24 protein-coding genes and 1 tRNA gene are annotated in these 24,867 nt (G+C 43.5%); 7 read left to right on the top strand and 18 right to left on the bottom strand.

The annotated features are described in order from the left end of the window. Positions 1 to 16 precede the first annotated feature (16 nt). Positions 17 to 634, bottom strand: coding sequence for a phosphoserine phosphatase SerB (gene serB, locus E7X56_RS10415; RefSeq protein ID WP_244603496.1), 618 nt, complete (start codon positions 632 to 634; stop codon positions 17 to 19). Positions 635 to 1,051: 417 nt separating this feature from the next. On the opposite strand from serB, the gene E7X56_RS10410 reads away from it, so the two are divergent. Both E7X56_RS10410 and E7X56_RS10405 read left to right on the top strand, forming a co-directional pair. Further along, positions 1,052 to 1,882 (top strand): F420-dependent methylenetetrahydromethanopterin dehydrogenase, encoded by an 831-nt coding sequence (locus E7X56_RS10410; protein WP_135606693.1) that lies wholly within the window; start codon positions 1,052 to 1,054, stop codon positions 1,880 to 1,882. A 32-nt stretch (positions 1,883 to 1,914) separates the two neighbouring features. Next, positions 1,915 to 2,097 (top strand): hypothetical protein, encoded by a 183-nt coding sequence (locus E7X56_RS10405; RefSeq protein WP_135606692.1) that lies wholly within the window; start codon positions 1,915 to 1,917, stop codon positions 2,095 to 2,097. 117 nt (positions 2,098 to 2,214) lie between these two features. Here E7X56_RS10405 and E7X56_RS10400 read toward each other — a convergent pair whose 3' ends face one another. Continuing rightward, positions 2,215 to 2,808, bottom strand: coding sequence for a pyruvate kinase alpha/beta domain-containing protein (locus E7X56_RS10400; protein WP_135606705.1), 594 nt, complete (start codon positions 2,806 to 2,808; stop codon positions 2,215 to 2,217). 167 nt (positions 2,809 to 2,975) lie between these two features. Between E7X56_RS10400 and E7X56_RS10395 the strand changes: the two genes are divergently transcribed. After that, entirely contained in the window at positions 2,976 to 3,725 is a 750-nt protein-coding gene (locus tag E7X56_RS10395) for a proteasome assembly chaperone family protein (RefSeq protein ID WP_135606691.1), read from the top strand. Positions 3,726 to 3,730: 5 nt separating this feature from the next. After that, on the top strand, positions 3,731 to 4,120 hold the full coding sequence (locus tag E7X56_RS10390; protein WP_135606690.1) for a DUF473 domain-containing protein: 390 nt from the start codon (positions 3,731 to 3,733) through the stop codon (positions 4,118 to 4,120). 51 nt (positions 4,121 to 4,171) lie between these two features. Here the strand turns inward: E7X56_RS10390 and E7X56_RS10385 are convergent, their stop codons facing one another. The 3 genes from E7X56_RS10385 to E7X56_RS10375 form a co-directional block, all read right to left on the bottom strand. Then, a complete protein-coding gene (locus E7X56_RS10385) occupies positions 4,172 to 4,789 on the bottom strand; it encodes a DUF169 domain-containing protein (protein ID WP_135606689.1) in 618 nt (205 codons plus the stop codon). 26 nt (positions 4,790 to 4,815) lie between these two features. Beyond that, a complete protein-coding gene (gene sepS / locus E7X56_RS10380; protein WP_135606688.1) occupies positions 4,816 to 6,435 on the bottom strand; it encodes an O-phosphoserine--tRNA ligase in 1,620 nt (539 codons plus the stop codon). 193 nt (positions 6,436 to 6,628) lie between these two features. After that, positions 6,629 to 6,904, bottom strand: a complete 276-nt coding sequence (locus E7X56_RS10375; protein ID WP_135606687.1) for a UPF0147 family protein — start codon at positions 6,902 to 6,904, stop codon at positions 6,629 to 6,631. Positions 6,905 to 7,020: 116 nt separating this feature from the next. Here E7X56_RS10375 and E7X56_RS10370 point away from each other — a divergent pair, with 116 nt between their 5' ends. Then, on the top strand, positions 7,021 to 7,509 hold the full coding sequence (locus tag E7X56_RS10370; RefSeq protein WP_135606686.1) for an Sjogren's syndrome/scleroderma autoantigen 1 family protein: 489 nt from the start codon (positions 7,021 to 7,023) through the stop codon (positions 7,507 to 7,509). A gap of 113 nt (positions 7,510 to 7,622) precedes the next feature. On the opposite strand, the gene E7X56_RS10365 is transcribed toward E7X56_RS10370, so the two are convergent. The 4 genes from E7X56_RS10365 to E7X56_RS10350 form a co-directional block, all read right to left on the bottom strand. After that, positions 7,623 to 9,881, bottom strand: coding sequence for a DEAD/DEAH box helicase (locus E7X56_RS10365; RefSeq protein WP_135606685.1), 2,259 nt, complete (start codon positions 9,879 to 9,881; stop codon positions 7,623 to 7,625). A gap of 80 nt (positions 9,882 to 9,961) precedes the next feature. Next, on the bottom strand, positions 9,962 to 11,707 hold the full coding sequence (glyS, locus tag E7X56_RS10360; protein WP_135606684.1) for a glycine--tRNA ligase: 1,746 nt from the start codon (positions 11,705 to 11,707) through the stop codon (positions 9,962 to 9,964). An 841-nt stretch (positions 11,708 to 12,548) separates the two neighbouring features. Continuing rightward, positions 12,549 to 13,340 (bottom strand): 2-amino-3,7-dideoxy-D-threo-hept-6-ulosonate synthase, encoded by a 792-nt coding sequence (locus E7X56_RS10355; RefSeq protein ID WP_135606683.1) that lies wholly within the window; start codon positions 13,338 to 13,340, stop codon positions 12,549 to 12,551. A 59-nt stretch (positions 13,341 to 13,399) separates the two neighbouring features. Further along, on the bottom strand, positions 13,400 to 13,912 hold the full coding sequence (locus tag E7X56_RS10350; RefSeq protein WP_135606682.1) for a deoxyuridine 5'-triphosphate nucleotidohydrolase: 513 nt from the start codon (positions 13,910 to 13,912) through the stop codon (positions 13,400 to 13,402). Between the two features lie 256 nt (positions 13,913 to 14,168). On the opposite strand from E7X56_RS10350, the gene E7X56_RS10345 reads away from it, so the two are divergent. Next, a complete protein-coding gene (locus tag E7X56_RS10345; protein WP_167879522.1) occupies positions 14,169 to 16,283 on the top strand; it encodes an ATP-binding protein in 2,115 nt (704 codons plus the stop codon). A 178-nt stretch (positions 16,284 to 16,461) separates the two neighbouring features. On the opposite strand, the gene E7X56_RS10340 is transcribed toward E7X56_RS10345, so the two are convergent. The 4 genes from E7X56_RS10340 to E7X56_RS10325 form a co-directional block, all read right to left on the bottom strand. Then, a tRNA-Val gene (locus E7X56_RS10340) sits at positions 16,462 to 16,535 on the bottom strand. A gap of 424 nt (positions 16,536 to 16,959) precedes the next feature. Next, entirely contained in the window at positions 16,960 to 17,415 is a 456-nt protein-coding gene (locus E7X56_RS10335) for a DUF3887 domain-containing protein (RefSeq protein WP_135606680.1), read from the bottom strand. A 9-nt stretch (positions 17,416 to 17,424) separates the two neighbouring features. After that, the gene (locus E7X56_RS10330) at positions 17,425 to 19,203 is read right to left on the bottom strand and encodes a sensor histidine kinase (RefSeq protein WP_135606679.1); all 1,779 of its coding nucleotides are present in this window, start codon (positions 19,201 to 19,203) and stop codon (positions 17,425 to 17,427) included. 32 nt (positions 19,204 to 19,235) lie between these two features. Then, positions 19,236 to 19,748, bottom strand: a complete 513-nt coding sequence (locus E7X56_RS10325; RefSeq protein WP_135606678.1) for a response regulator — start codon at positions 19,746 to 19,748, stop codon at positions 19,236 to 19,238. 151 nt (positions 19,749 to 19,899) lie between these two features. On the opposite strand from E7X56_RS10325, the gene E7X56_RS10320 reads away from it, so the two are divergent. Further along, complete coding sequence (locus E7X56_RS10320; protein ID WP_048194805.1) at positions 19,900 to 20,181, top strand: MarR family transcriptional regulator; 282 nt, start codon at positions 19,900 to 19,902, stop codon at positions 20,179 to 20,181. A gap of 95 nt (positions 20,182 to 20,276) precedes the next feature. Here E7X56_RS10320 and E7X56_RS10315 read toward each other — a convergent pair whose 3' ends face one another. The 5 genes from E7X56_RS10315 to E7X56_RS10295 form a co-directional block, all read right to left on the bottom strand. Then, entirely contained in the window at positions 20,277 to 21,062 is a 786-nt protein-coding gene (locus tag E7X56_RS10315) for a sensor domain-containing protein (protein WP_135606677.1), read from the bottom strand. 23 nt (positions 21,063 to 21,085) lie between these two features. Further along, positions 21,086 to 21,340 (bottom strand): PLDc N-terminal domain-containing protein, encoded by a 255-nt coding sequence (locus E7X56_RS10310; RefSeq protein ID WP_135606676.1) that lies wholly within the window; start codon positions 21,338 to 21,340, stop codon positions 21,086 to 21,088. A gap of 93 nt (positions 21,341 to 21,433) precedes the next feature. Beyond that, entirely contained in the window at positions 21,434 to 22,654 is a 1,221-nt protein-coding gene (locus E7X56_RS10305) for an ABC transporter permease (RefSeq protein WP_135606704.1), read from the bottom strand. Between the two features lie 17 nt (positions 22,655 to 22,671). Continuing rightward, positions 22,672 to 23,907 carry a COG1361 S-layer family protein gene (locus E7X56_RS10300; protein ID WP_135606675.1) on the bottom strand — a complete coding sequence of 412 codons (1,236 nt, stop codon included), beginning with the start codon at positions 23,905 to 23,907 and terminating at the stop codon, positions 22,672 to 22,674. Positions 23,908 to 23,917: 10 nt separating this feature from the next. Then, the gene (locus E7X56_RS10295) at positions 23,918 to 24,625 is read right to left on the bottom strand and encodes an ABC transporter ATP-binding protein (protein ID WP_135606674.1); all 708 of its coding nucleotides are present in this window, start codon (positions 24,623 to 24,625) and stop codon (positions 23,918 to 23,920) included. Between the last annotated feature and the right edge of the window lie 242 nt (positions 24,626 to 24,867).

Raw genomic sequence — 24,867 nt, 5'->3', positions numbered from 1 at the left:
CACGATACGTAGGACTTTAATCCAGATCAAGTGAATCTATGATCGGAATTATTGCCCTGAGGTCTTTTTGGGTAACAACCTCATCTGCATATTGGCGCAGAATTGGTTTTGGATTAAATGCAATTGCACATCCTGCTCGTTTAAAGAGGCAAATATCGTTGGCACCATCACCAACAACGATGCAATCAGAGGTTTCAAAACCGATCTCCTTTGCGATCTTTTCAAAGACCACTTCTTTGGAGCAATTATCTGTCATTGGACCACTGACCTCGCCTGTAAGGTATCCGTCCTTTACAGCGAGCACATTCGAGTATACGTAATCTATACCAAGGAGTTCACCAACCCTGTCAGTTGATAGCGTGAAGCCACCTGACAGCATTGCTGTTTTGAATCCCAGGGACTTTACATGTTTTACAAGTTCTTCTGCACCCGGCATGAGTTTCATAGACCTCATTGCTTCCTGTGCAGTTTCCAGCTTCAATCCTTTCAAAAGTATGACTCTGTCCTTTAAAGCCTGATTATAGTCGATATCGCCATTCATTGCTTTTTCTGTAACAACAGAAACCTTGTCCACAACGCCTGCAGCACGTGCAAGTTCATCAATACTTTCTGCATCGATGAGCGTACTATCCATATCAAAAACGATCAGTTTAGAATATCTTTTCTGAGAAATATTATTGCTGGAATTCACTTGACCATACCTGAAACTTTAAAATCCTGATTACAGATCAGTAATAATGGGATGTACTGAGATTGAAGTACAATTCCCTACATTACTTTTAAGCTTTTCGGGTAGGATATGCCTTCTGAAACAGATCGTTAATCCAAATACTAACATAATATACACTATATGGGATCGTATAAGGGATAAAACAGTTGCTCTATATTTCCTCTTCTCTATTTATTTTTAAAACTAGCAAAGTACATACTTGATGTGCTTTCGAAAACTTCGCTTTATTTTTGTGAAATCGATGTATTCTCATCTCAGGGTCTTGTGGAAATAATCAAAAATATTATATCCTAATCCGTACTTGCAGTAATGTGATCTACTATGGCAAAAATAGGATTTATTAAATTAGGTAATCTTGGTATGAGTCAGGTCATTGACCTTGTTCAGGACGAGATCGCAGCAAGAGAAGGTATCAGTGTACGTGTTTTCGGAACTGGTCCTAAGATGGGTAAAGCAGAAGCTGCAGAGACAGAAGCATTCAAGGAATGGGGTGCTGATTTCTATGTCATGATCAGCCCTAACTCAAGTGCACCAGGTCCAACCGCTGCACGTGAGCTGTACAAGGACGTTCCATGCATCGTGATCTCCGATGGTCCTACCAAGAAAGATGACAGACAGGCACTTCAAGACGCAGGCTTCGGTTACATCGTAATGACCGTAGACCCACTTATCGGTGCAAAGACAGAGTTCCTTGATGCTGTAGAGATGGCTTCTTTCAACTCTGACGCAATGAAGGTCCTTTCAACCTGTGGTGTTGTCAGGATGATCCAGGAAGAACTTGATGCAGTTGCCGCACAGGTCGATGAAGGCAAGTCCGGAAAGGACCTTGAGCTTCCACACATTCTCGCAAAGCCAGAGAAGTGCATCGAGCGCGCAGGTTTCAACAACCCATACGCAAAGGCAAAAGCACTTGCAGCACTCCACATGGCTGACAAGGTCGCACAGATCAACTTCCCTGCATGCTTCATGATGAAGGAGATCGAACAGGTCACACTCACAACTGCTACCGGTCATGAAATGATGCGCGCAGCAGCACAGCTTGCAATCGACGCACGTGAGATCGAGAAAGCAAACGACTCTGTCTTCAGGCAGGCACACTCAAAGAAAGGTGTCCTGATGACAAAGATCGCATTGTACGAAAAGCCACAGTAAGTGTCTTTTCGACACTTATTTTTTTTAATTACATGGATGCTTTAACTGTAATCGGTATTGCAATTCTTGCCTTCGTGCTCATTGTAGCTTTTACAGCAATGAACCTGAAAGCTGCTTCAAGTTTCAAAAAAGAGGCATCAGGACCATCAAGGTTTGCTTCCGGAAACAACAATCCTGTCGAGAAGGATGAAGACGAAGAAGCGAATGTGGAATAAGTTGGACAAGAAGGTCGACTATAAAAAGAATATGGCATCTCTAAAGATGCCTTAAATGTAATACGTATTTTAACTTGATTAAATCTTAATCTGATTCTGTTTCAATCTGTTTCAATCTTATTTTGGTTCTTCCTTTGCACGTGGCATTGCTAGGATCTCGCGAACCTGCAAATTGAAGAAGTTCTGTGAATGTGCGGGTCTCACCACAAGCGCTACATCAGCACCCTGGCGTGTTCCTCCGATGGCTATTACTTCGGTATCCTTTGAGACCGGGATATGGCCAGAATCTGCAGCCATCATCACGACTTCCAGGGCGACCTTGAAACCTTTTCCGAAGACTGCACGCAGTGTGTCAGAGATAACATCTGCACGGCTTGCACCGCCCAGTCTCTTTGAGATCGCACGTTCCACTCCTGAGAACATGTGTGATTGTGTGGTGACCAGAACGCCCATGTCCTGAAGTTTCTTCAGGTTGCCTTCGTCCATTTCCCAGTTTCCATCCTCGCGGAGTCCGTACTGGTGGGTTATAGCAATGATCTTAATGTCTTTGCCCTTTACTTCTTCTGCCATCTTCAGGGCTGTATGACCTTCTGTACTCGAAAGAACAATATATTTTATCCCCAGTTCTTCTGCTCTTTCAGCAACTACCTTCACAACATCGTCGGTGTTCTGTTTGCCGACATCATCGAAATATTGTATGGATCTTTCCATGATCATTTCTCCATTCTTTGAATGCATTTTGTCATCATCGGTCTTATGTATGTCGTTCTCCGGTCTAATAACGATGTTCTTATCTATGAGAATCTCCAATTATCTAATAAGTGTAAAGTATACGAACTGAATAGTGATGGGGTTACATTTTATAGAGGGTGATTTTTTTGTCAGAAACAGATGATTATGATGCGATCGATGTAGAGATCATAACAAAACCTGTAAGATCAAAAGAGCCGATATTGATCGAAGGTTTTCCAGGAATAGGTCTTGTAGGCAATATTGCCAGCCAGCAAATTATCGAAGAACTGGACATGGAATATATCGGTTCCATTGAATCCAGATATTTCCCTCCTATAGCTGTTCTGTATGAGGGTCTTGTCAACATGCCGGTCAGGATATATGAGAGTGAGGAACATAACATAGTGATGGTGGTTTCAGATATCCCTATCAATCCTTCTGTTTCTTATGATGTCAGCAAGGCACTTGTCGGCTGGGCAAAATCTGTAGGTGTGAAGGAGGTTGTCTCTATCGCAGGTATTGCTACTATGGGGGAGGATAACAAGGTCTTTGGTGCAGCGACCAATGAGGAAATGCTGGAAAGGATCAAAGAAAAGGTAGAGATCTTCCAGATGGGTACGATCTCCGGAATTTCCGGTAGTGTCATGGCAGAATGTTTCATGCATAATCTGCCGGCCATAAGTCTTCTTGGAGCAACCAAGACCCAGAACCCGGATCCAAGGGCAGCGGCAGTAGTTGTAGATGTTCTGAATTCCCTTTATGGATTTTCGATAGATACGCAGGACCTTATTGAGCAGGCAGAGAAGATCGAGGTTGAGATGCAGAAGCTTGCTGAAGATGTTCGCACAACCGAACAGTCAACAATACCAAGAAAAGAGTTCCCAATGTACGGGTGATCAAAATGGAATACGTCGCACTTACGGGTATATCGGATTCAGCGATCTCTGAGTTGAAGGACCATCAGTTGCGCACGATCGAGATACGTACACCTCAGAATTTTTTCACAGCTTTAAATGTAAACGTGGGTGATAATGTATTTCTTACTCACACAACCATACAGGATTTGATACGTGGCAGCACAGGTATTATTGCAAAAGTGATAAAGCACCAGTTGTCAACGCACAGGACCATAACTGGAAGCGATATGTTCTTTGAAGAGCATGAGACCATGATGATACGACTTCAGCTCCAGACCAAAGGCATTGCCCGCATAAGCAAGGTACTTTCCAACGAGATTGGAAAAGAAACTCGTGTGGTCGCTGAGGATATGTGCTTCTACGAAGCACGTTAAGTTTTATGAAATTACATAAAGAAAGCTGGATCGAAGTACATTAAGGTTTGATCAATTTCTTGTTTCAGGGATGTTTCTCAATCCCTTTTCTATTTTTTCAGCTTTGTCAAAGCGTATGCCTATGGGTATCTCATTATCACTATAGCTACTGTGCTTGCGGGAACCTTTACAGCCGTAGGACAATCCGATCCCTTTTTCGTATGCAAGAGCTGTGCAGTCTCCGCATATGGAAGCTGCACCGAATGTATCGATGCACAAACGCTCTCCATCGTTATATGCCATAGCCTGAACTATTCTCATAGCTTTTTCAGGTATCAGGTAGAGTATCATCACATCAAAGTGACCATTGTTCTTTGACAATGGCTCTATCTTTATGTGGTCATATTCCCTGTTGACCCTTGGGAGAGAAGAAGTTGCGTTGGCAGCAGTTTTTTTGTCAACATAACGGCCGGACTTGAGGTAATAGCCATCCGGCTTGTCTTCAGAAACTCCGAGAACATATTTCCCTGGAGGGCACTGCTGGGAAGATGCAAGGAATGCCTCTCCCTCGCGTGCTTTTGTAATAAGTTCACAGTACAGGAGGTCGTATTCTTCTCCTGATCCTTCATTTTCAAAGGTTATGCAGACGGGCTCACCTTTATCCATGAGCTTTGCGATCTCTGTGAACATATTTCCTCTTACAAATGATTTTGTTTTTATTCGATCTCTGCCCTGACAGTTGTGAAGACAGGTCCGCGGATGTCAATTTTCTTGTTCTTGCCTGTTATATATCTCTGGGCAAGCGGGTCGAGCTTTATGTTGATCTCGGATGGTACCTTGACGATTCTGACGCGGGTTTCCACTGTACTCTCGCCGTTCTCAACAGCTTCTTCGATCTCCCGGGCTGCCTGTGCGGCAAAAGCATCAAGGAACCTTACACCTGTTCTTGCAGAGTGGTTCTCGTAAGCCTTCTTCCATTTCTTGTTGTTGGGAAGTCCTAGAACGTCATTCTCATAGACAAGTACTTCATTGAATGTTGCCGGTCCGCAGAGCTTTGTATCCTCTTCAGGCTCCACTACGGATACTTTGACCTTCTTTCCGTTGATCGATCCTTCCCAGGCGTCAAATTCGCATGGGCTTGGTTCTGATGAGTGGAGTTCGCATTGCTCAACGATACTGTCCATGATCTCCTGACCTTCGGTGGTTTCAGGCAACTTATCTACAAATATCATCTTTGCCAGTTCTCCGTCCTTCAGGGTCCATTCGGAATACTGTGGGATCTGTGGATATGTCAGGGCACGCAGGTCAGTGGAGTCGTGAAGGATCATGGCGAGCCTTTCAACACCAAGTCCCAGGTTCATGACCGGGTATGGTATGTCGTACTCTGAAAGAGCGGTTGGTGAATAGATCCCAAAGGTTGCGATCTCTATCCATCCATCGGAGTATTTTGTATTTGAGCCCACAAGTTTTGGGTGGTATGCAAATACTTCGATCTGTGTGTCAGGGACATAATATTTGCTTCTCTTCTCATCAGGCCTGAAAAGGAACTTTTCGAAACCAAACTGGGACAGGAGTCCCTGTGCAACTGCCTTTCCATGGTCCACTGTGACATCTTCGTCCATGATCACACATGATGCGGTATAGTATGTCATGAGCCTTGATGCATCTTCCTGCTGCTCTCTCCGGAAAGCACGGTCAATTGAGAAGAAGTGGAATGGGGGTCTTGCACGTTCCAGTATCCCTGAAAGGGAAAGGAACCATCCGGATGTCATGTGACTTCTAAGTGTTTTCCTGGTGGCCTGGGGGGTAAGTTCCTTGAATTCCGGGAAGACCTGATCGATCATTTCGACAACAAGTGAATCTGAGACATTAAGTTTAAGGGCAATCTCGGGGACAAGGTCATCTCCTTCAATTTCTCCTTTCTTATATGAATGGAGAACTTTCCTGATGATTTCGATACCGTCATCATCAATGCCTCCAAGCATCTCTTTTATTGTTGCGATCCTCTGGTCGGAGATGCCGACATTTGGTCTTGGTAATCCTGCCAGGTAGAAACAGCGGTCAAGGACTGCCAGTGCTTCGTGGCCGAACTGCTTGTGAACGTCACGCTCATCCACAATTAGTGGGTTCATCATCTCATCAAAGCCCATGCGCATATAGGCTTCTCTGAGCTTTGATATTGTATCATAGACCGGATGTGCTTTTCCGAAATTGAATGAGGTGTGTGGGTACTGCTGGTTCAGACCTGCTCTGTGAACAAGGTCCTTCCCATTTTTCCATGTAGCATCAAAGTCTTCTTTGGTTGCTTTCCTTATGGCTTCAGGATCGAATTTCATAGTAAAATCTCTTTTAATTTATAGTAATGATCGTCGTTAGTAATCGTAATTTCATGCATAAAAAGTTATCAATGGCTATTATACTTACGTTCGGGAACAGCATGTAAGCTACAAGATGCATAAAATAAAAGGATAAGTTTGGTCTGAATTATCAGACCGGATCTCTTCCCACTGATCGTGGGTAGTTTTGATATTAATCGTCTACAGGAATTGTTTCAAGCTGGCTTGCAACATTCCAGATAAGGGTTCTTGTGTGCAACGGGATGTTTGGGTCGTTGCTGATGTCTTCCAGTATTGATATGCTGGATGATGTTCTAAGGAAAAGTGGCTCTGCTTCGTTGTTCAATGTTGCAAGGATCTCATTTGCTGAACGTCTGATATTCCTTGGAACTGAATTATCGTTTGCGATGTGTTCTAACACTTGTGTACATTGCTTAATGACGTCTTCAGGTTGGCTGGCTCCTAACATTTGGATCACCTTAAAATGGTTTAATGATATAAAATAAGAATCAATGCTGTAGTATCCCTAACAATTATATCCTATAAAAAGACTTTCATTCATGGAGTAAGTGAAAAGGTGAATAAATGAGCGATAGTGATGATAAAATAAAACAGATATCAAGACTACTGGAACTTGGTGGCACAATGCTTGCACAGCACTGCACAACATGTGGAGCTCCTATGTTCAGGTATCACGGTGATGTCCTTTGTCCTCTCTGCCAGGGTGAAGGCGTTGGCACGGATATGGATTCACAGGAACAAATGATGAGGCCAGAAGCATCCACAGTTCCACAGAAGGCTGCAGTTCAGGGAGCCACAACATTTTCAGAACCTGCAGGACAACTTCCGGCAGATCAAGTCCCAATCTCTTTTGCTTTTCCTGATGTCCGGTCGGAATCTGTGCCGACATCGCCAATTAAACACGTGGAAGGCATGGGTTCAGTTGCTGATATGCTGAAAATGAAGTTAGAGTCCATCGCAAGTCTCATTCAATCCGAGAATGACCCTCGTAGGATCAGGGAGTATCTTGAGATTATGGAAAAATGCCTTGATATCCTTGAAAGGCTTAATTGAATGGCCTGGCTGATGTAAATCTCAGTCTAATAGATTGGAGTTGATCAGGCCAATAAAAATAGAAATCAATATGTTTTAACCGGATGCAGGGTAATTCTGGCCCTGCTCGCCTTTTATCCTTTATATTCACTTGTGAGAATTTCCCTCATCTTTGATGCGGTCTTTGGTCCGATGTTCCTGACTTTGGTCAATTCATCCTGCTCGGCTTTCATAATATTTTCGACTGTATCAAAATGTTCGAGCAGATTCTTCGCAGCATTGGGGCCGATATCACTAATGGAGGACACAATATATTCCTGCTGTTGTGAGAGTAACATTGATGACTTCTTTCCGTGCACACTGATATCTCGCTTTTCATCAACCTGTTCCCTTTTTGCCAGGATGCTGATCAGGGATGCTGTATCTTCAGGATCTCGTGTGTATAGCACAGAGACGCCGAAATCCAGCACAAGGGATGCAAGGGTTCCGTGTATTACATTTGGATTAAGCATTCTGGAAGTGAACAAGCCTTCTCCCTCTATTATCAGTATGGGCTTATCATAGGCTCCTGCAAGGTCAGATATCTGCCTGAAAAGGTCCCTGTCAAGCAGGCTACTCACAAAATCTTCCGCACTCTTACGCTCGATAGCTGTCCTGTCGCTGACGATATAATCTCCGACCTCAAGGGTTTTGACAACGATATTAATCCCCATCTTCTCAAGGTTTCGTGCAACAGTGCTTCGGATCTCCCTCTGGTCAAGGACAACTGTCACGTCATCATCTGTAAAATCAGAGAGTCCTGTCTGCTGCTTCTGGCTGACTCCAAATTCACTTGTAATATCCTGATTCCCATTATCAGAGGACATTTTGTCCTGCCATTGTTGCATATTGCTCTGCATCCGGCGTTCCTTATGGGTACAGCTCCAGTAATATGCTTCATCCCGTGTGCCTTTGGTCACAAGGACGACAACCCTTCCTTCATGTTTCCTGCCTGTACGCCCTTTTCTCTGTATACTCCTTATCTCGGAGGGCACCGGTTCGTAGAACAGTACAAGGTCGGTTGCAGGTATGTCGAGTCCCTCTTCAGCCACTGAGGTTGCTACAAGGACATTATACTCTCCGGCCTTGAACTTCTCGATTATCTCCACCTGCTGTTTTTGGGTGAGCCCCTTGTCGCGGAACTTTGAGCTTTGTCCTACGAACTTGATAGGTCGTATTCCTTCCATTTCGGAAAGGGCATTTGTTACCATCTCAGAGGTGTCACGATAATTTGTAAAGACAATAACCCGGGAATCCGGTTTGTCTTTGAGTTCCTTTGAAACAATATCACTAACAACCGCAAGTTTTGGATGTTCGGTGCTGCATTCCTTTATCCTGTGGTAGAACTGTCTCATGTAGAGGTCTTCAGAAAGACGTTTTGCAGCCTTGCTTCCGCTCTTTGAGGTGGCTTCGTTCTCCAGCCTGTCAGCATATTTTGAAAGGGATTCGATGCCCTGTGTTTCAATGATCTCCACAGCATGATTTACTTTCATGATCTCGGCAAGTATGGATAATGCACTGAACACTGCAGGATCGGTCATACCTCTCAGTTCGCCCTGCAACTTTTTCTGCAGGCCCAGCAGATCCCTCTTTGAAGCATTCTTCCCGTATGGAAGTGAATATCCAAGTTCTCCAAGTTTCTTGAACCTGTCATCAAGCACTTTGTCCAGAAGCTTCTTCAGCTCCTTCATTTCATCCGGTAGTATGACGTGCTTCCACTCGATCTCTTTTTTGTGAATATATGGGGCAACATCAGAATCGGATTCTGTTTTTATGGCAACTGAACTTATGAAGAGGTTGTTGCAGACCTCACTGATCTTCTCATCGGTACTTCCCGGGCTTGCAGTGATCGCAAGACAATGCGGGTTTTTGGCGTCCTGGAAATATCTCTCAGCAATGTAAGTGTAAGCATAATTACCAACAGCCCTGTGTGCCTCGTCAAAAGTGATGTGTGAAATATCCTCGAGGCTTATTCTCTTTGTGAGGATGTCGTTCTCGATGACCTGTGGTGTTGAGATGATCACCCGTCCCTTTTCCCAGAGCTTTGCCCGGTTTTCAGGGGAAACTGCACCTGTGAATGTCAGTATCTCTTCTTCGGGTATGTTAAGGGCAGCCTTTAAAAAAGAAGCATGTTGCTCAACGAGTGGTTTAGTGGGGGAAAGGATCAGCACCTTCCCGCCGGCCTTTTCCAATCTGGAAACAATAACAAGGAGAGCAACGATAGTCTTGCCCAGACCGGTTGGCAACACTACCAGTGTTGGTGCTGATAGTGCCTTTCCGGCAAGGTCAAGTTGATAGAGCCTTTGTTCTATAGTATCTGGTTTGACCAAGGGGTGTTTGATGTAGTTGCTCATATTCGTTATAGGTCTGAAAGTTGCTTGATGCAATTACGTTCTTAACCTTATTAAATATGAGGCAAGCGGTGTGAAAGTATTTACAGCTTCACACCTGCGGTCTCAAAGTCCTTCTTTCCATAGACAAGGTCGTATATTACATCTTCAATGCCATCTACTGGAGCCCTGACCTGTTCCATTGTGTCACGGTCACGAATTGTCACGGAATTATCCTCGAGAGTATCGTAATCGATGGTTATGGAATATGGGGTGCCTATCTCATCGTTCCTGCGGTAACGGCGACCGATAGCTCTTGAGTCATCATAGGCTACAAGCAATCCTCTGTTTCGAAGCTTTTCTGCTATCTGCTTTGCAGGATCCATTAGTTCTTCTCTTGTAAGCAGTGGCAGGATCGCTACCTGCACAGGGGCGACCTCATTCTGGAACCTGAGGACTATCCTTTCCTCTTCCTCTTCCTCGCCTTCGGCAGCGACCATTTCTTCTTCAAAAGCATGTTCCATGGTGCAGTAGAGGATCCTGTCAATACCATAGGATGGTTCGATGACATGCGGTACGATCTTTTCACCGCTGACCTTGACAGTTTCCTGTGCATAGGATATGATCTCAGAAGGAACTGTGAACTCCTCACCACCAACGGTTACCTTGATCTCCTCCTTGTCAAGTTCGTCGGAGCTTAATTCTTTAAGTGCATCGGCAACAGCTTTTGCCTTTCCTTTGAACAGAGGTCCCATTTTGGCCATGTTGGGCTTGACCACGAACTGCTCTATCATCTTCGGCTCATCGTATTCGATATGGACCACAAGTTCTGTGCCGCTTGTTTTTGCATGTGCCATCAGATCATAGTCTGTCCTGTCTGCAATACCAACGACCTCTATCCAGCCGAACCTGTCTGTCAATATCTCAGCATCCCAGCAATCAATAGCATAGTGTGCCATCTCATCTTTCTGGTGCTGCCTGAACCTGAGCTTGTCAGCAGCAATACCTACACGCTGCAGGAAGTTGTTTGTAAGTGCAATGTGGTATGCCAGGAACTCATGTGCGATGATCTTCCTGTCGATGGCTTCCCTGACGGCCATCTGTTCGATAACGCCCTTCTGCTGTGCTTCATCTGAGTAGAGATTTAATGTAACATCTTCGAACCTTCCAATGTTTGGATGGGTCTTTTCTTTCGGATGGGTGAATATCTCTGCTTCTGCCTGTGTAAATTCACGAAGTCTTATCACTCCCTGTCTTGGTGAGATCTCGTTACGGTAGGATTTTCCGATCTGGGTTGCACCGAAGGGCAGCTTTTCACGATAGTATCGTGACAATCTCTGGAAATTCACGAACATTCCCTGTGCAGTTTCAGGACGCATGTAGCCCTGTCTTCCTGTGCCCGGGCCAATACTTGTCTTGAACATCAGGTTGAACTCATAAGCCTCACCAAGTTCACCGCCACATTCGGGGCACCCAATATTGTTCTCTTTGATCAGCCTGTCAAGTTCCTCGTTGCTCAAAGCATCTGCAATTTCTACTATCTTGTCAACAAGGTGATCTGCCCTGAATGCTTCACCACATTCTTTACATTCGCAAAGTGGGTCGGAAAAACCTCCGACATGACCGGATGCAACAAAAACATCTTCTATGCCAATTGTAGGCGTTTCGATCTCCATGAACCCTTCATGGATCACATAGAGTTCACGCCAGATCTGCTCGATCCTGCGTTTTAAAGTACTTCCAAGAGGTCCGTAATCGTAAAAACCTGCAGCCCCTCCGTACAGCTCAAAGGAGTTCCACAAAAAACCTCGTCTTTTTGCCAGTTCAATTACCTGTTCATACCTGTCCATGATAGATCCTCATAAGTTCGCGATCATATTGTTGGGGATGATAATATGCTATATTATCGATATTTCCTGTTTTTATGCAATGGGAATATCTGAAACCCGAGTTCATTTATATATTTTTCAATATGTTGGCTGGTTTCTATTTTTGATTAACGCACTTTCCACATATAAATTTGTGTCTATAAAGGGAACGTTCTGAGTTTGGAATAATGTATGTTCAATAATAAAATCTCATTATTATTATGATGACTAGCAACATCTTTATATAGTTACTAACTCATAGTAATATTTAGGCAAGACCGAAAAAAATCATATCGTACCACCACCACCACAAACTGATTTTTTATTGGTCATTCCATCACGGTCTTGCTATTACTTTTCATTTTTACTTATTACTAAAGCTTCTAGCTTTAAGTTTTTATTTTCAAACTGCTTATTTTTACGATTTATTCAAGTAATCACATATTGCATTGATCAGTCTAATATTTTGCATTTATTTTTGTCACATGCAAAACAAAGAACAATTTCGAAAATTATATATAGTTATTAATATATTGTATTTGTTAAGCAAGATCGAAAATCATATTGTACCACCACTACTAACTGATTTTGTTGGTTATTCCATCACCGATCTTGCTATAATTCTTACCTTTTCATCAAATATGATTTCTCAAATGCAATTCTTTACTTATCATTTGAATCTCATCTATTCCCTTAAATGATATTTTTACTATCACTGGAACATGCGAAAGCTTCCGCTATCTTGCAAAATCGTTGATATTAAGAAAATCTTTAAAAAAGAAATAATAAGTGCCGGAAGTTCCGGCATGTGAATTCTCCTATTTCAGTCTTCCATGGCTTCGTCTGCAGTCATTCCACCATGGACGACCTTTGAGATACGAGTGACAAGCCTGGTTGGATTGTCGGACTGGAATACGTTCCTGCCCATTGCGACACCCTTGCAGCCGACCTGAAGTGCATCATAGATCATTTCGAGTAACTCCTTTTCGGTGTCCATCTGAGGACCGCCTGCAATAACTACAGGAACCGGACAGCCATCAATGACCTCTTTGAAAGATACAGGGTCACCTGTGTAGCTTGTCTTGACGATGTCAGCACCAAGTTCGGCACCAACCCTTGCTGCGTGTTTCACGTATTCTACATCAAGTTCGGATTCAACCTTTGCACCTCTGGGATATGTCATTGCGAGAAGAGGCATTCCCCATTCGTCACATTTCTTTGCGATATATCCAAGGTCCTGGAGCATTGCTGCTTCATCATCCGCACCAACGTTGATGTGAACAGAGACCGCATCAGCGCCTACTTTTATAGCTTCCTCAACGGTCGTGACAAGGACCTTATGGTTTGGGTCAGGTCCGAGTGCTGTGGAACCGGAGAGGTGTATGATAAGTCCTATATCCCTGCCATAGCCACGGTGTCCGTGTTTTGCGAGTCCCATGTGACCAAGGACAGCATTTGCACCGCCTTCTGCAACCTTGTTAACAGTTGATGGCATGTCGATCAGACCTTTGATTGGTCCTGCACCGACCCCATGGTCCATTGGTATTATTATTGCGTTTCCCGTATTTCTGTCGAATATACGCTCCATCCTGACAGATTTGCCGATTTCACTCATGCTAGGGGAGATGCTTATTATATTACATATTCTTTACGTGAATGCTACTGCCTGCCATGTTAGATATTCTCATGCTGATATCTTCCGCAATAGCCTTCATCCACTTCTGTGTGAAGATGATAGAAAAGCAGTTGCATTATGCGGGCATCTTTCTGGAGGTCGAACCCGGCGGTATTGTACACCACTAGCATGCATTCACTCCTTCCACAATATCCTGCATCCCATACAGCAGTTTCAAGGGTAGCTCCACACCGGATAAGGCTGGAGCGTGGTTTGGCGATGGCTGCCAGTGTATTTGGTATGTTGACGATCTCGTTCAAAAGGACCTTGTATATGCCAGGTTCAAGGTGTATCCAGTCATTCTCATCGAATTCGATCTTACTGCCTTCTGATATCCTTCTTCCGGAATTGTCAAAATCCACAGCTCCTGATCCTTCAATGGTCCTGACTTCCTGAAGTGTCATCTCCACTCCGTTAGGCTGGAGCTGGGTGTCCATATCTATCATGTTCTCTACAAGGGGTGGAGTTGCAAGTACAAGCTCTCTCAGTTCATTTTTTGATAAGAGGGTCATAGCTGTTTGATAGTCTGGATGGGTTATTATGATTTCGGGATGCTATATTTGAGTTACTTCCAGAAATGTTATCTTCGTCTCGTTATGCATAAAGGTTGAGATACCTTATTTTGATGGGTAACATTTATATAAAATGCTGGAATACAGACGAACTTGATGTATGTAAAGTTAATTTGTTTTAATTCAATACTTACTTCCGATCCCATAATTTTGCTATCTATGAATACATATGATCCAGAATCCAGGTGTTAATAACATGCAAGAATATTCACAAAAAATGAACCTTCCTATATCAGACGTTCCGCATGGTGAAAATATTACTCTTGTATATAGAAACGGTGATAAAGTAATTGATTTTGTCTCGTCTTTTTTAAGGTCCGGATTTAAGCACAATGATCTATGCGTTTGGATAACACCCGGAGTAAAAAAGAATGAAGATTCGGATGCTTTCTTCAAGGAAAAGACCATCTTCATTAACGAGAAATCCTTTTCCTCGAATTTTGATCTTGTTCTTGTGGACCTGGAATTGCTTTCTGATGCTGAAGCATTTTGCAAGGCTATACTCGAATTCATAGAAAAGAAACACAAATCTGCTACTAAATGTGGATTTAATGGACTGAGGGTCAATATTGACCTGATCTCGGACGAAGGTCAAATGCTGCCTTTTCTCAGGCAATGCAGAAAATCGATCATTTCTGCAACTTCGGACATTGAGCTTACGACCTTATTCACATGCCCTCTGGAGTCCTTTTCCTCTTCAGACATCTTTGAACTGATGGATGACCGGGAAAACACCATCATGAAAAAGAATGGTATGTGGACCAGTCTGATGGACCTGCTCAGCAGCAAGTACAGAAAGCACCTGCGATTTTCTCCGGAGTTGATGAAAAAGGAAAAAGAGCTGAAGTCTATCTACCGGAATAGTCCTGTGGTTGCCTTCCTCAGGAATTCCGGAAACGGTTTCCCCGTTGAGTTCGTTTCAGAGAATATATCCCAGTTTGGATACTCGGCAGATGATCTCATGTCCCATAAGGTTCTCTATGAGGATCTAATTCATCCCTGGGACATTGATGATTATTTTATGGGCCTTTCTGAATGTATAAAAAATGGGTCTACCGAATTCACAAAGGAATACCGGATACTGGATCGTGAAGCTAATACTCACTGGGTAAGTGAGACGTCATTGATAGAGATGAACAGGTCCGGAAAGCCAATTCGTTTCCAGGGCATTATTGTCGATATTACTGAAAGGAAACTTGCAGAGGATGCCTTGAAAAGATCCGAGCATAAGTTCAAGGCCCTTTTTGATAATTCCAATGATCCGGTTTTCCTTTATGATCTGGATGGAAATATTTTTGAAGCGAATTCCAGAGCATGTGAATATCTGGATTATGGCAGGGAAGTGTTGTTGCAGAAGAACATAAAAGAGACGTATTCTCCGGAATGTGCAGCGAATTTTAGCAAAAGGGTGGAAGAAGTTTGCCGGATGGGTAATTGCATCTTTGAAATGGTAATCCTGCGAAAAGATGGTTTTGAAATGCCATGGGAAATGAGTGCCCAGTTGATGGAATATGATGGTAAGCCTGCTATTCTGAGCATTTCCAGGGATATTAGTGAACATAAGAATATAGAAAAAGTCCTTTTGGATGCAAAAAACGAAGCAGAGGCGGCTAATACATTAAAAAGCGAATTCCTGGCTAACATGAGCCACGAACTTCGAACTCCCCTGAATTCTATTATTGGTTTTTCAGATATTCTTCTTGATAGTGAAGCAGGATCTCTCTCTGATAGACAAATGAAATATGTAAGTAACATCTCCAAAAGTGGTAAACATTTGCTGACCATTATCAATAATATTCTGGATCTTTCAAAGATAGAAGCTGGTAAAATGGAACTTCAGCATGAAAAATTCCTGTTCAGGGACGTGTTAAATGACGTAGAAGCAGTTGTCTCCCCTCTTGCAGAAAATAAGAATCTCTGCCTGAGCACAAGCATTGGAGCCGACGATATCTGCATCAATGCTGACAGGCCAAAATTAACCCAGGTCCTTTTCAATCTGGTATCCAATGCTATAAAGTTCACCCCCGAAGGCGGTTCAGTAATGATCCGGACAGAAAATAATGCTGACAGTCTGGTAATCAAAGTTGAAGACACGGGGATCGGAATACCGGAATCTTCCCACTGCGATCTCTTCAAGCCTTTTACACAGGTGGAATCATCTTCGAATCGTCAGTTTGGAGGCACAGGCCTTGGCCTTTCCCTTGCTAAAAAATTGATAAAATTACACGGCGGTGAGATCTGGGTTGAAAGTGAACCCGGTAGTGGTAGTGTATTTGGGTTTAGTGTTCCTTTGTCGCCGGAGTTGAGTTAATTTTAAAATATAACTAAAGGGTTCATTTGCTTATATATTTTTTAGACGAAGAGTTCGATGGTGACTTGAAGGTTGTACAACCAACTACCCATTCAGACCTCGAAACCCGCCTAGCTTCGCTGGAGCAGAGACTCTCTCAACTAGAAAAAACGCTACCACAAGACGTGGAAGATAATGATGGGCCCGGGGAGATTCGAACACCCGACCTCTGCCGTGTGAAGGCAACGTCATAACCAGCTAGACCACGAGCCCATTTTTGTTTGATATTAGGTACCTGATATCTTAATTTCTTCAATTTTCAGGTGCCACTGAACCATCACATAGACTTGATTGGCTATAAGCTTAACGGCAATTTATTATGGGTGCAATTATAAAACAAAGCATATTTCAAAAAACTCGTCTATTTATAGAAAAGCTTAAGTATAATTCGTGCATCCATTGTATTGTACATTGGCAGAGAACTTTGAGTAGTTACTTGACAACTGATGAGTCACTACCCTAACACACAGACAAACACCACACACTCCTTTCCAACTCGAAGTTCTCTTCTGATGCCATCTTTTTTGTTCATTTTTAGAATGAGATACTTGTATGCCTGTCTGGGGCTTTATAGCTTGATCTGATATTTTATCAGGAAAAAAGAAGAGCAAAAGTAGGAAGGTCCGGAGATCTTATCTTATCGTTCCAGAGCCATACGTTTTCTTAATTGTGAAGATTCAAGCCAAAATCCTCGGAGTTGCACCTGCCCGTCAGAATTTACGAATATCAGCCGTAATATCACATCATCAGTCTCTTTCTCGAAGTTGGCCCGATATATAACAACAGTATGCTTTTCAGCAGTATTGATTTCCAGTAGTTCCTTAGAAGTATAGTTGCCCAATTCATCCTGAATTATGTATGCAGACTTCAGAAAGATCTCTTCTGTGAATGCCTTTTTCATCGTCGGGTCCAGATCACTGGAAAACCTGGTATAATTCTGCTCATTGATGGCCTGGAGTGCATTTTCTGCAATAGGGTCTGCATATCCTTCAATATCTGCATTGAAGCTTTCTTCATCTATGGAAGTGCATCCGCTCTGGAAGATCGCTGCTACAATGATGAGAACCAATAATGCTTTGATCTTTAATTTCATGTTTCTCCCTTAATGCTGCTCTATCTCTGTGAAGTCTTCTTCCTTTAGCTCTTTTGGTAATATGAATGTGAAAGTACTGCCCTTGTCGGTCTCGCTTTCCACGAATATGCTGCCGCCCTGTCTATCTATAATTCCTTTGATGATTGCCAGCCCAAGACCTGTGCCGCCTGCTTTTCTTGTAGCGGTACTGTCAACCTGATAGAACTTATCGAATATTTTTTCTCGCTTCTCAGCGGATATGCCGATACCATTGTCCCTGATACTTGCCTGGATGTGATCTCCGAAATCCGTTACGCTGATCTCCACCTCTCCATTATGTGGTGTGAACTTGATGGCGTTCGTCAGGAGGTTCACAAATACCCGGATAAGCTTGTCCTTATCTGTCTTGATGGTAAGGCTCTCTTCCAGATATCCAACCTTGATATCAATTCCTTTATCCTTCGCTTGCTTTTCAACTGTCTGCAGGGAAGTCTCAACGATATCCCTTACATTCACGTCTTCCGGATTGAACTTCATCCTGCCGGATTCAATGCGTGAGATGTCCAGAAGGTCATCCACCATTCTTGCCTGACGATCAATGTTCCGTATAATAAGATCAAGCATCTCTTCCTTGACCTCAGGGTTGCATTCGGTTTCCTTCATGAACTCACTGGAGGTTTTCATTGCTGTCAATGGCGTTTTCAGCTCATGTGATACCATTGACACGAAATCGTTCTTGAGCCTGTCAAGCTCTTTCAGTTTCCGGTTGGCATTTTGCAGGTAGTCGTTCGACCTTTCCAGCTCCGATGTCTTACTCTTTACTTCATCCTCAAGCGTCTTGTTCCAGGAGAACAGGATCAGTGCTATAAATGAACCGATGAAGAGGATGAATGCAACAGAGATCATTGCAAAGAGTCCCTGCTTAATGTATATTGACTGGACAAGTGATTCCACATACCACAGCGGTGTAACAACACCTACGGACCATTGCTGGTTCTTCCATATCACAGGTTCGTAGGATATGATCTTCTGCTCCAGGAAACCGTTCTCGTTCCTTTCCGAGAAACTTCCACTGCCGGAAAGCCCTTCTGTCTGCATTCCGATTATTTCAAGGCGGCTGACATCAGGTTCGTTCACAATGTCAAAGTAGTTCTTTCCAATAAGTTCTGTCTCAGCACTATCGTAGAGAAGTCTTGCATGGTCGTTGATCAGGTAGATATATCCTGCAGGATTTTCCGTTTTTATCGTCTCTTCAGCGATCTCATCGATCTCGATAACTGCAACAAAGGCGCCTTTAAAATCATCTTCACCGACGTATACAGGCACCCAAACATATATTGCCAGTTCTTTCTCAAATGTGGTTAGTGGATCGGTAATATAAGTTTCACCGGTTTGCTGTATTATGTCAAAAGGGATGTTATTTTCATTCTCGTACAGGTTGTATCCTAGCGGTGTGTTCTCTTCGGGATACCCTGATATTATAGTTCCGTTCTCGTCCGCATATTCAATAACATAAAATCCCTTTGATTTTTCATATATGCTGGTAAAGGTGCTTTCAAAATTATCATCTGGTATCTGGTGGGGTTGTATGGAAAGAACCTCCAGCATGGTAACCTTCTCATTAAGGAAAGTGGTTATGCCGGTGGAGATCTGCTGTGCCTGTGATGTCTGTCCCTGTGTGAACTGGTCAATGAACTGCTCTTCAACCTCAGTGTTGGCCCTGATCCCTAGAAAAAGGATCGAGCTGATAAAGAGCATCGTTATGAAAAGAACGATGATCGCATTCCATCTGCTTTTTCTGGCAAACATGAGGGGTCAGCACAAAAAGTGCGTTATAAGTATCAGTCCTGTGCTCTTCTTAGCACCGTTTTGATCCTCGCTTTCAGTTCCTTCAGGTTGAAAGGTTTTGTTACGTAGTCATCTGCTCCGATATCAAGACCACCTACCTTATCCTCGATCTCTCCTTTTGCAGTAAGCATTATGACAGGTATGTTCCTGTACGCAGGATCGTCTTTCAGTCTCTTACATACCTCGAAGCCGTCCATATCCGGCATCATTACATCGAGAAGGATCACGTCAGGGATGTCGGATTTCAGGAGGTCGAATGCCATAGCACCATTTCCTGCATCAATGACATTGTATCCATCTGCTTCAAGTGCTCTTTTGGTGGCGATAACAGCATCAGGTTCATCATCCACGATAAGGATCTTCTCTCTGGTATCTGAAAGGGCCTCGACCCTTTTTGCCACCAAGTCTTCAGAAACAGATAGCTTATCTGCAATTTCTTTGGTGCTGATATCCGGCTGTTCCCCGAGAAGTCTCAGGATGTCTTTGTCAAGCGTTTCCTTTTCCATATATACCACAACTTTGAAATATATCTAAACATAAATGAATGATATTATTAAAGCCTTTCTAAATATAATGAGGTCTCTTCATATTTTGAATCTACCAGCCAATTATTAGAAAGTCTTATAAGTTATTATTGTATATTTAATGATGATATTAATGGATGCTCTTGAAAAAATATTCGGAAAGACGGCACAGATAACTGTTCTGAAGAACCTTATCCACCACAAAGGTGAGTCAACCTATTTATCCGGCATTGCGGAGGAGACTGGTCTTTCCCATTCAAGTGTCGCAAGGGTCATCGAACCTTTGCTTGAAGCGAACATCGTTACCGAGAAACGCCTTGGCAAACAGATCCGCACCTTTAGCCTGAACCTTGATAATAAGCTAACATTATTGATACTTGACTTCTACGGTGATCTGGCCAAAATGAAAGTTTGATCTTAGGTCGATCGTTACTGACCTGGTATTATCTTCATTATCCGGAACACAAATTGTTCTCTAAAAACGTTTCAAACAATATCTCTAACAACATCTCAATTCTGTGGATCATCTTCAGCTCTATCCACAACATCTTCGTTTTCTGCTGGTGCTTTCAATGTTGTTTCCATTGTTGTGTCTGAGCTTTCCTCTTCTGTATCGTCTTCGATCTCGACATCTTCGATGTATGTATAATCATTCTCATCGATACCTGCAGACCCTGTACTTCCAAGCAGGTGGTAGGCCAGTATTCCGGAAAGCTTTGCAAGAGCATTCATAATATGCAGTGAAATAATTCCTAAAAGCAGGCCTCCAAGCATTATCGCAATAGCAACTGCAGGTGAATCCACCTGGTATGATCCGAGATCCATGTAAGCGGTCTTATAGATAAAGGGTACCGCAATTAGGGTTATTGTGAGTGCTATTAGCATGAATGAAACTATTAGCGTGAATATTCCCAATGGGAACTTGATGAACAGGAAAACCAGTCCTTTCCATGTGACCGGGTTCATGATATATCCTTTCAGTTTCTCTGTCATCTTCTGGTTTGTGACCTTTCGGGATTCCATTGGCGGGATATCAATTCCCAGAAGCCAGATAGCAAGTTGCCTCTCAAAGGATGCCAGCTCCCACCAGGCTACAAGCATCAACAGGAGTATGGGAATGCCGATAAGGGTGATCGAAAGGCTCAGGCCCATTGAAAGCCCGGTCACAAGGAATATGAAATATGCTGTTCCAAGCGGGAAAGAGAACAACAGGTATGTGAGGTTCAGATAGGTCTGTTTACGTGTGACCACGCCAAAAAAATCCCGTATCATACTTTTCATGCCTCTTTCTACCATATGTTCTCCCTCCTATGTACTTTTTAATTTTCTGAACTCATTGATATTTCCTGTGCGATCCTTTTTGGTCTTCTGAAGAAGAAATATACCAATGCACCCAATAACTGAGTAAATACTATTATAATTACCCATATAAGCTTATCATTTCCTTGCGAAGGTTCGTTCATTGCACAGTCGATAAGCGTCCAGAGCCAGAATAGTGTACTTGCTATTGCAAGCCCTGCAAACATCAGGAACACTATTGCGTTTATCGGGAAAAATATCCAGCTATCAAGCATCTTAATTCACCTTGTTCTCTCTTTTGTTTATCCTTTATGGCATCAATATCAGTTGTTTGATCTCATCTTCATTTTAGACTTCTTCATCTTTCCTCAGTCATGTCTCAATGCATCCACTGGCTTCATCTTCGCAGCTTTGTTAGCTGGATAAGCGCCTGCAATCAGACCGACCAGTATCGAAATCACAAACCCTGCGAATATCTTTGTTGCAGGCAAGACCACAGGCAGGCTCATGAAGGTTGCAGCACCATAGGCCCCAAGGCATCCGAGGATCACACCAAGGACCCCTCCTATGGTTCCGACAACAGCGGATTCCACAATGAACATTGTCAGGACATCATAATTGGAGTACCCGATAGCCTTCATCAATCCTATCTCGGATGTGCGTTCTGTTACCGTTACTAACATTATGTTCATGATACCAATGGAGCCCACAACAAGTGAGATCAGTGCAACTGCTGTAAGAAGTGCAGTAAGGGCATCTGAGAGGCTTCCGGCCTCTTCAAGCAACTCCTGCTGGTCCAGGATAAAGTACGGTTTGACATCGTCCTTCTCCATGTCCCTTGAAGAGATGCCCATATAGCGTCCGAGCCTCTTATCTATCTCATCCGAGGTCTCACTGACAGTATCTATGGATTCGCCTTCTGCAAATATTCCGGAATAATCGTTTACTGAGAGGATCTCGTTCATTGTGGAAATTGGGACGAATATGCTTGTATCCGAGTCCAGTCCTGTTGAAATAAAACTTGCTTCGGATTTTTCTACAATTCCTTTTACCTGGAAGGTCTGCGTGATTTCCTCACCATCGCGTGTTCGGAAAGTTATATCTATGGAATTCTTGTTTGCCAGCCTTCGGTCAAAAGTATCCTCTGAGATCTCATTTCCAATAACGGCAACGTACTGGTCATTGTCCTTGATGAAGCTTCCTTCACTGAGTTGGATGTTAGCGACCTCGTCATAGTCGCCTGTAACTCCAATGATCGTCACCCTTCTCGAGTCCGACATGTACATCACCTCTGCAACCTGTTCATTGAGCGGGGAAGCCCTTACCACGCCGGGGGTGTTCCTGACGACCTCCAGTTCATTATCGAACAGGACGTTTGCCTCATTTGCTCCTGCTCCTACATATATGAAGTTAGATCCAATGGTCCCGATTTCCTCGTCAAAGTACTGGTTAAAGCTTGCACCAATGGCCACATTTGCTATAACTGCAGCTACACCGATAACTATGCCAAGGGTTGTAAGAGTGGAACGAAGCTTTGAGTTGAAGATGCTTCCCGTTGCGATCTCAAGTGACTGCCTGAGGTTGACCATGTCCATCACTCCTGCAATTAATCCTGTTTCTTCTTCCTATAGACAAAGAGTGTCGATCCGGCAACTACCACCAGTCCAAAGGCGGCTGCAGCGCTTGTGACACCATTGCCGTTGTCTTCCTGTGTAAGGTCAAAGCTACCGACTTCTTCGGAGGCTGCGTGCTCGTTGAAACCGTTCCTGTATTCTGCGTTCAGCGTAAGTGGGGTTAGTACTTCTTCATCTTCTACCACTGCAGTGAACTCTATAGTAAAAAGCTCATCAGGCTTCATGGTCCCGATAAAATACTCTGCCGGTGAGAACCTTACACCTTCAGCTTTCGGTCTGACACTTACGGATGAAAGTGTATTTGGATGGAGGTTTGCCACATCGAACTGGATCTTTCCTTCTCCGTTGACAAGTGTCATGGGCTTTGAGGGAATCATTTTGAGGGATGAGCTGTCAACTGTAAGTGGAACTCTCCAGTTGTTATTGTAGGCGTGTGAATTCCCGATAATTGAAAGGTCAAGGTAGTATGTTCCATCCGGCGTATCCTCAGGAACTTCCACATTAAATGTAAGTGTGACCGAATTACCCGGTCCGATCATCCCTGCATCCTGTTCTCCGCTTGTCACCTGGATAATGTCGGAGCCGGAAAGGGCTGCAGACTGGATACGTGCATTAGTGTCGTAGTCCTTGCCTTCGAATGTTATTGTGTTCTCTGTGGCAGTATTGGTAAGCGTAAAACTAATGGTCCCTGTATTTCCGGGGCTGAATACTCCGGGGTTGGCTGTAATATCTTCCAGTTCAAGTGTTCCCTTGCTTTCAAAGGTCGTAGAACCAACCTTCATTTCAAAAGTATCTTTTATCCAGGGGCTATCACTATCGCCTCTGTAATATACATCAAAAGAAGCTGTTCCTGGTTTTGCATTTTCGTCCACATACAGGCGGTACTCCTGTACGGATGCACTGTCAGGTGAGAGTATGCCGATCTCTTTGATGGCATTTTTTTCTGAATCGAGGGAGAGTGGATATTCGGGTATTAGTTTGATGGACACGTCATCGGATTGTCCCGAACGGAAGTTTTCCACTTTAATCCAGACGTCAACGTATTGTCCTATCTCTGCAGGATATGGTTCATACTTCTGGACATCCACGTCAAGGCTTGTTGCGCTGCTCTCCTGTGCTGATGCAGGGATCAACATTACTGTCAATAGCACCAGAAGGATTGCGAATGTGGGTAATTCATTTGATATTTTGAAGTTGCTTCTTTGCATGATCATCACCTTAGTTATTTTCGATATAGCCGTCCTTCACATGGATAGTCCTGTCAGCATATGATGAGGTTTCAGGGTCGTGTGTGATCATGATTATTGTACTTCCTTTTTTGTGGAGGTCTGAAAAAAGTTCCATGATCTCGACGCTTGTCTTTGAGTCAAGATTTCCTGTAGGCTCATCTGCAAGGATTATGGCAGGATCGTTGATCAGTGCCCGGGCAATAGCAACTCTCTGGGCTTGCCCTCCTGATAGCTCGGTTGGCTTGTGGTCCATACGGTCTGAGAGTCCCACAAGATCAAGGAGTTGCCGGGCACGTTCGCTCACATCTATATTTGGTCTGTGGTTTGCATAGGTAGGCAAAAGTACGTTCTGAAGGGCTGAAAGCCTGGAGACCAGGTTGAAGTTCTGGAATACGAACCCAATCTCCATTCCTCTGAGCTTTGCCAGTTCGATATCGGAGATCCTGTTGATGTCCATCCCCATGACCATCACATTGCCGGCAGTGGGCCTGTCAAGACATCCAAGCATGTTCATAAGAGTGCTTTTACCGGAACCTGATGGACCCATTATCGCTACGAAATCCCCTTTTTTCACGTCGATATTGATATCGTGAAGTATGGGGACTTCCACATCTGTCAGATAGTAGCTCTTTTTCAAACCAATAGTTTCGATAACCGTCTCTTGTCCATTTTTGTCCTGATCAGCCAGAATACTCATTGCATCATCTCCGAATATCTACAAACCTGTCTATTTTTCGTCAAGTTCCCTTATGAAGTCCAAGGGATTTAAACGTTTCGATATTTCGACAGGATTGACGGCAGCGACGAATTAAGTAGTAACGGTTTGGTCAAGAATGACGCTAAAGGCGAAAAGGCGAAAAACGTAGCTAAATCGAAGTTAAAAAAGCAAAGACGGAAATTTTCGGTGGAAGAAACGATAAAAATGAAGAAATGTTGGTA

The sequence above is a fragment of the Methanococcoides sp. NM1 genome (genome assembly GCF_900774285.1).
GTDB classification, from domain to species: Archaea; Halobacteriota; Methanosarcinia; order Methanosarcinales; family Methanosarcinaceae; genus Methanococcoides; species Methanococcoides vulcani.
This window is presented reverse-complemented; position numbering and strand designations above follow the sequence as displayed.

Coding starts and splice junctions, on each gene's coding strand:
- serB (WP_244603496.1), bottom strand. CDS start 634: ATGGATAGTACGCTCATCGATGCAGAAAGTATTGATGAACTTGCACGT.
- E7X56_RS10410 (WP_135606693.1), top strand. CDS start 1,052: ATGGCAAAAATAGGATTTATTAAATTAGGTAATCTTGGTATGAGTCAG.
- E7X56_RS10405 (WP_135606692.1), top strand. CDS start 1,915: ATGGATGCTTTAACTGTAATCGGTATTGCAATTCTTGCCTTCGTGCTC.
- E7X56_RS10400 (WP_135606705.1), bottom strand. CDS start 2,808: ATGGAAAGATCCATACAATATTTCGATGATGTCGGCAAACAGAACACC.
- E7X56_RS10390 (WP_135606690.1), top strand. CDS start 3,731: ATGGAATACGTCGCACTTACGGGTATATCGGATTCAGCGATCTCTGAG.
- E7X56_RS10385 (WP_135606689.1), bottom strand. CDS start 4,789: ATGTTCACAGAGATCGCAAAGCTCATGGATAAAGGTGAGCCCGTCTGC.
- sepS (WP_135606688.1), bottom strand. CDS start 6,435: ATGAAATTCGATCCTGAAGCCATAAGGAAAGCAACCAAAGAAGACTTT.
- E7X56_RS10375 (WP_135606687.1), bottom strand. CDS start 6,904: ATGTTAGGAGCCAGCCAACCTGAAGACGTCATTAAGCAATGTACACAA.
- E7X56_RS10370 (WP_135606686.1), top strand. CDS start 7,021: ATGAGCGATAGTGATGATAAAATAAAACAGATATCAAGACTACTGGAA.
- E7X56_RS10365 (WP_135606685.1), bottom strand. CDS start 9,881: ATGAGCAACTACATCAAACACCCCTTGGTCAAACCAGATACTATAGAA.
- glyS (WP_135606684.1), bottom strand. CDS start 11,707: ATGGACAGGTATGAACAGGTAATTGAACTGGCAAAAAGACGAGGTTTT.
- E7X56_RS10355 (WP_135606683.1), bottom strand. CDS start 13,340: ATGAGTGAAATCGGCAAATCTGTCAGGATGGAGCGTATATTCGACAGA.
- E7X56_RS10350 (WP_135606682.1), bottom strand. CDS start 13,912: ATGACCCTCTTATCAAAAAATGAACTGAGAGAGCTTGTACTTGCAACT.
- E7X56_RS10345 (WP_167879522.1), top strand. CDS start 14,169: ATGCAAGAATATTCACAAAAAATGAACCTTCCTATATCAGACGTTCCG.
- E7X56_RS10335 (WP_135606680.1), bottom strand. CDS start 17,415: ATGAAATTAAAGATCAAAGCATTATTGGTTCTCATCATTGTAGCAGCG.
- E7X56_RS10330 (WP_135606679.1), bottom strand. CDS start 19,203: ATGTTTGCCAGAAAAAGCAGATGGAATGCGATCATCGTTCTTTTCATA.
- E7X56_RS10325 (WP_135606678.1), bottom strand. CDS start 19,748: ATGGAAAAGGAAACGCTTGACAAAGACATCCTGAGACTTCTCGGGGAA.
- E7X56_RS10320 (WP_048194805.1), top strand. CDS start 19,900: ATGGATGCTCTTGAAAAAATATTCGGAAAGACGGCACAGATAACTGTT.
- E7X56_RS10315 (WP_135606677.1), bottom strand. CDS start 21,062: ATGGTAGAAAGAGGCATGAAAAGTATGATACGGGATTTTTTTGGCGTG.
- E7X56_RS10310 (WP_135606676.1), bottom strand. CDS start 21,340: ATGCTTGATAGCTGGATATTTTTCCCGATAAACGCAATAGTGTTCCTG.
- E7X56_RS10305 (WP_135606704.1), bottom strand. CDS start 22,654: ATGGTCAACCTCAGGCAGTCACTTGAGATCGCAACGGGAAGCATCTTC.
- E7X56_RS10300 (WP_135606675.1), bottom strand. CDS start 23,907: ATGCAAAGAAGCAACTTCAAAATATCAAATGAATTACCCACATTCGCA.
- E7X56_RS10295 (WP_135606674.1), bottom strand. CDS start 24,625: ATGAGTATTCTGGCTGATCAGGACAAAAATGGACAAGAGACGGTTATC.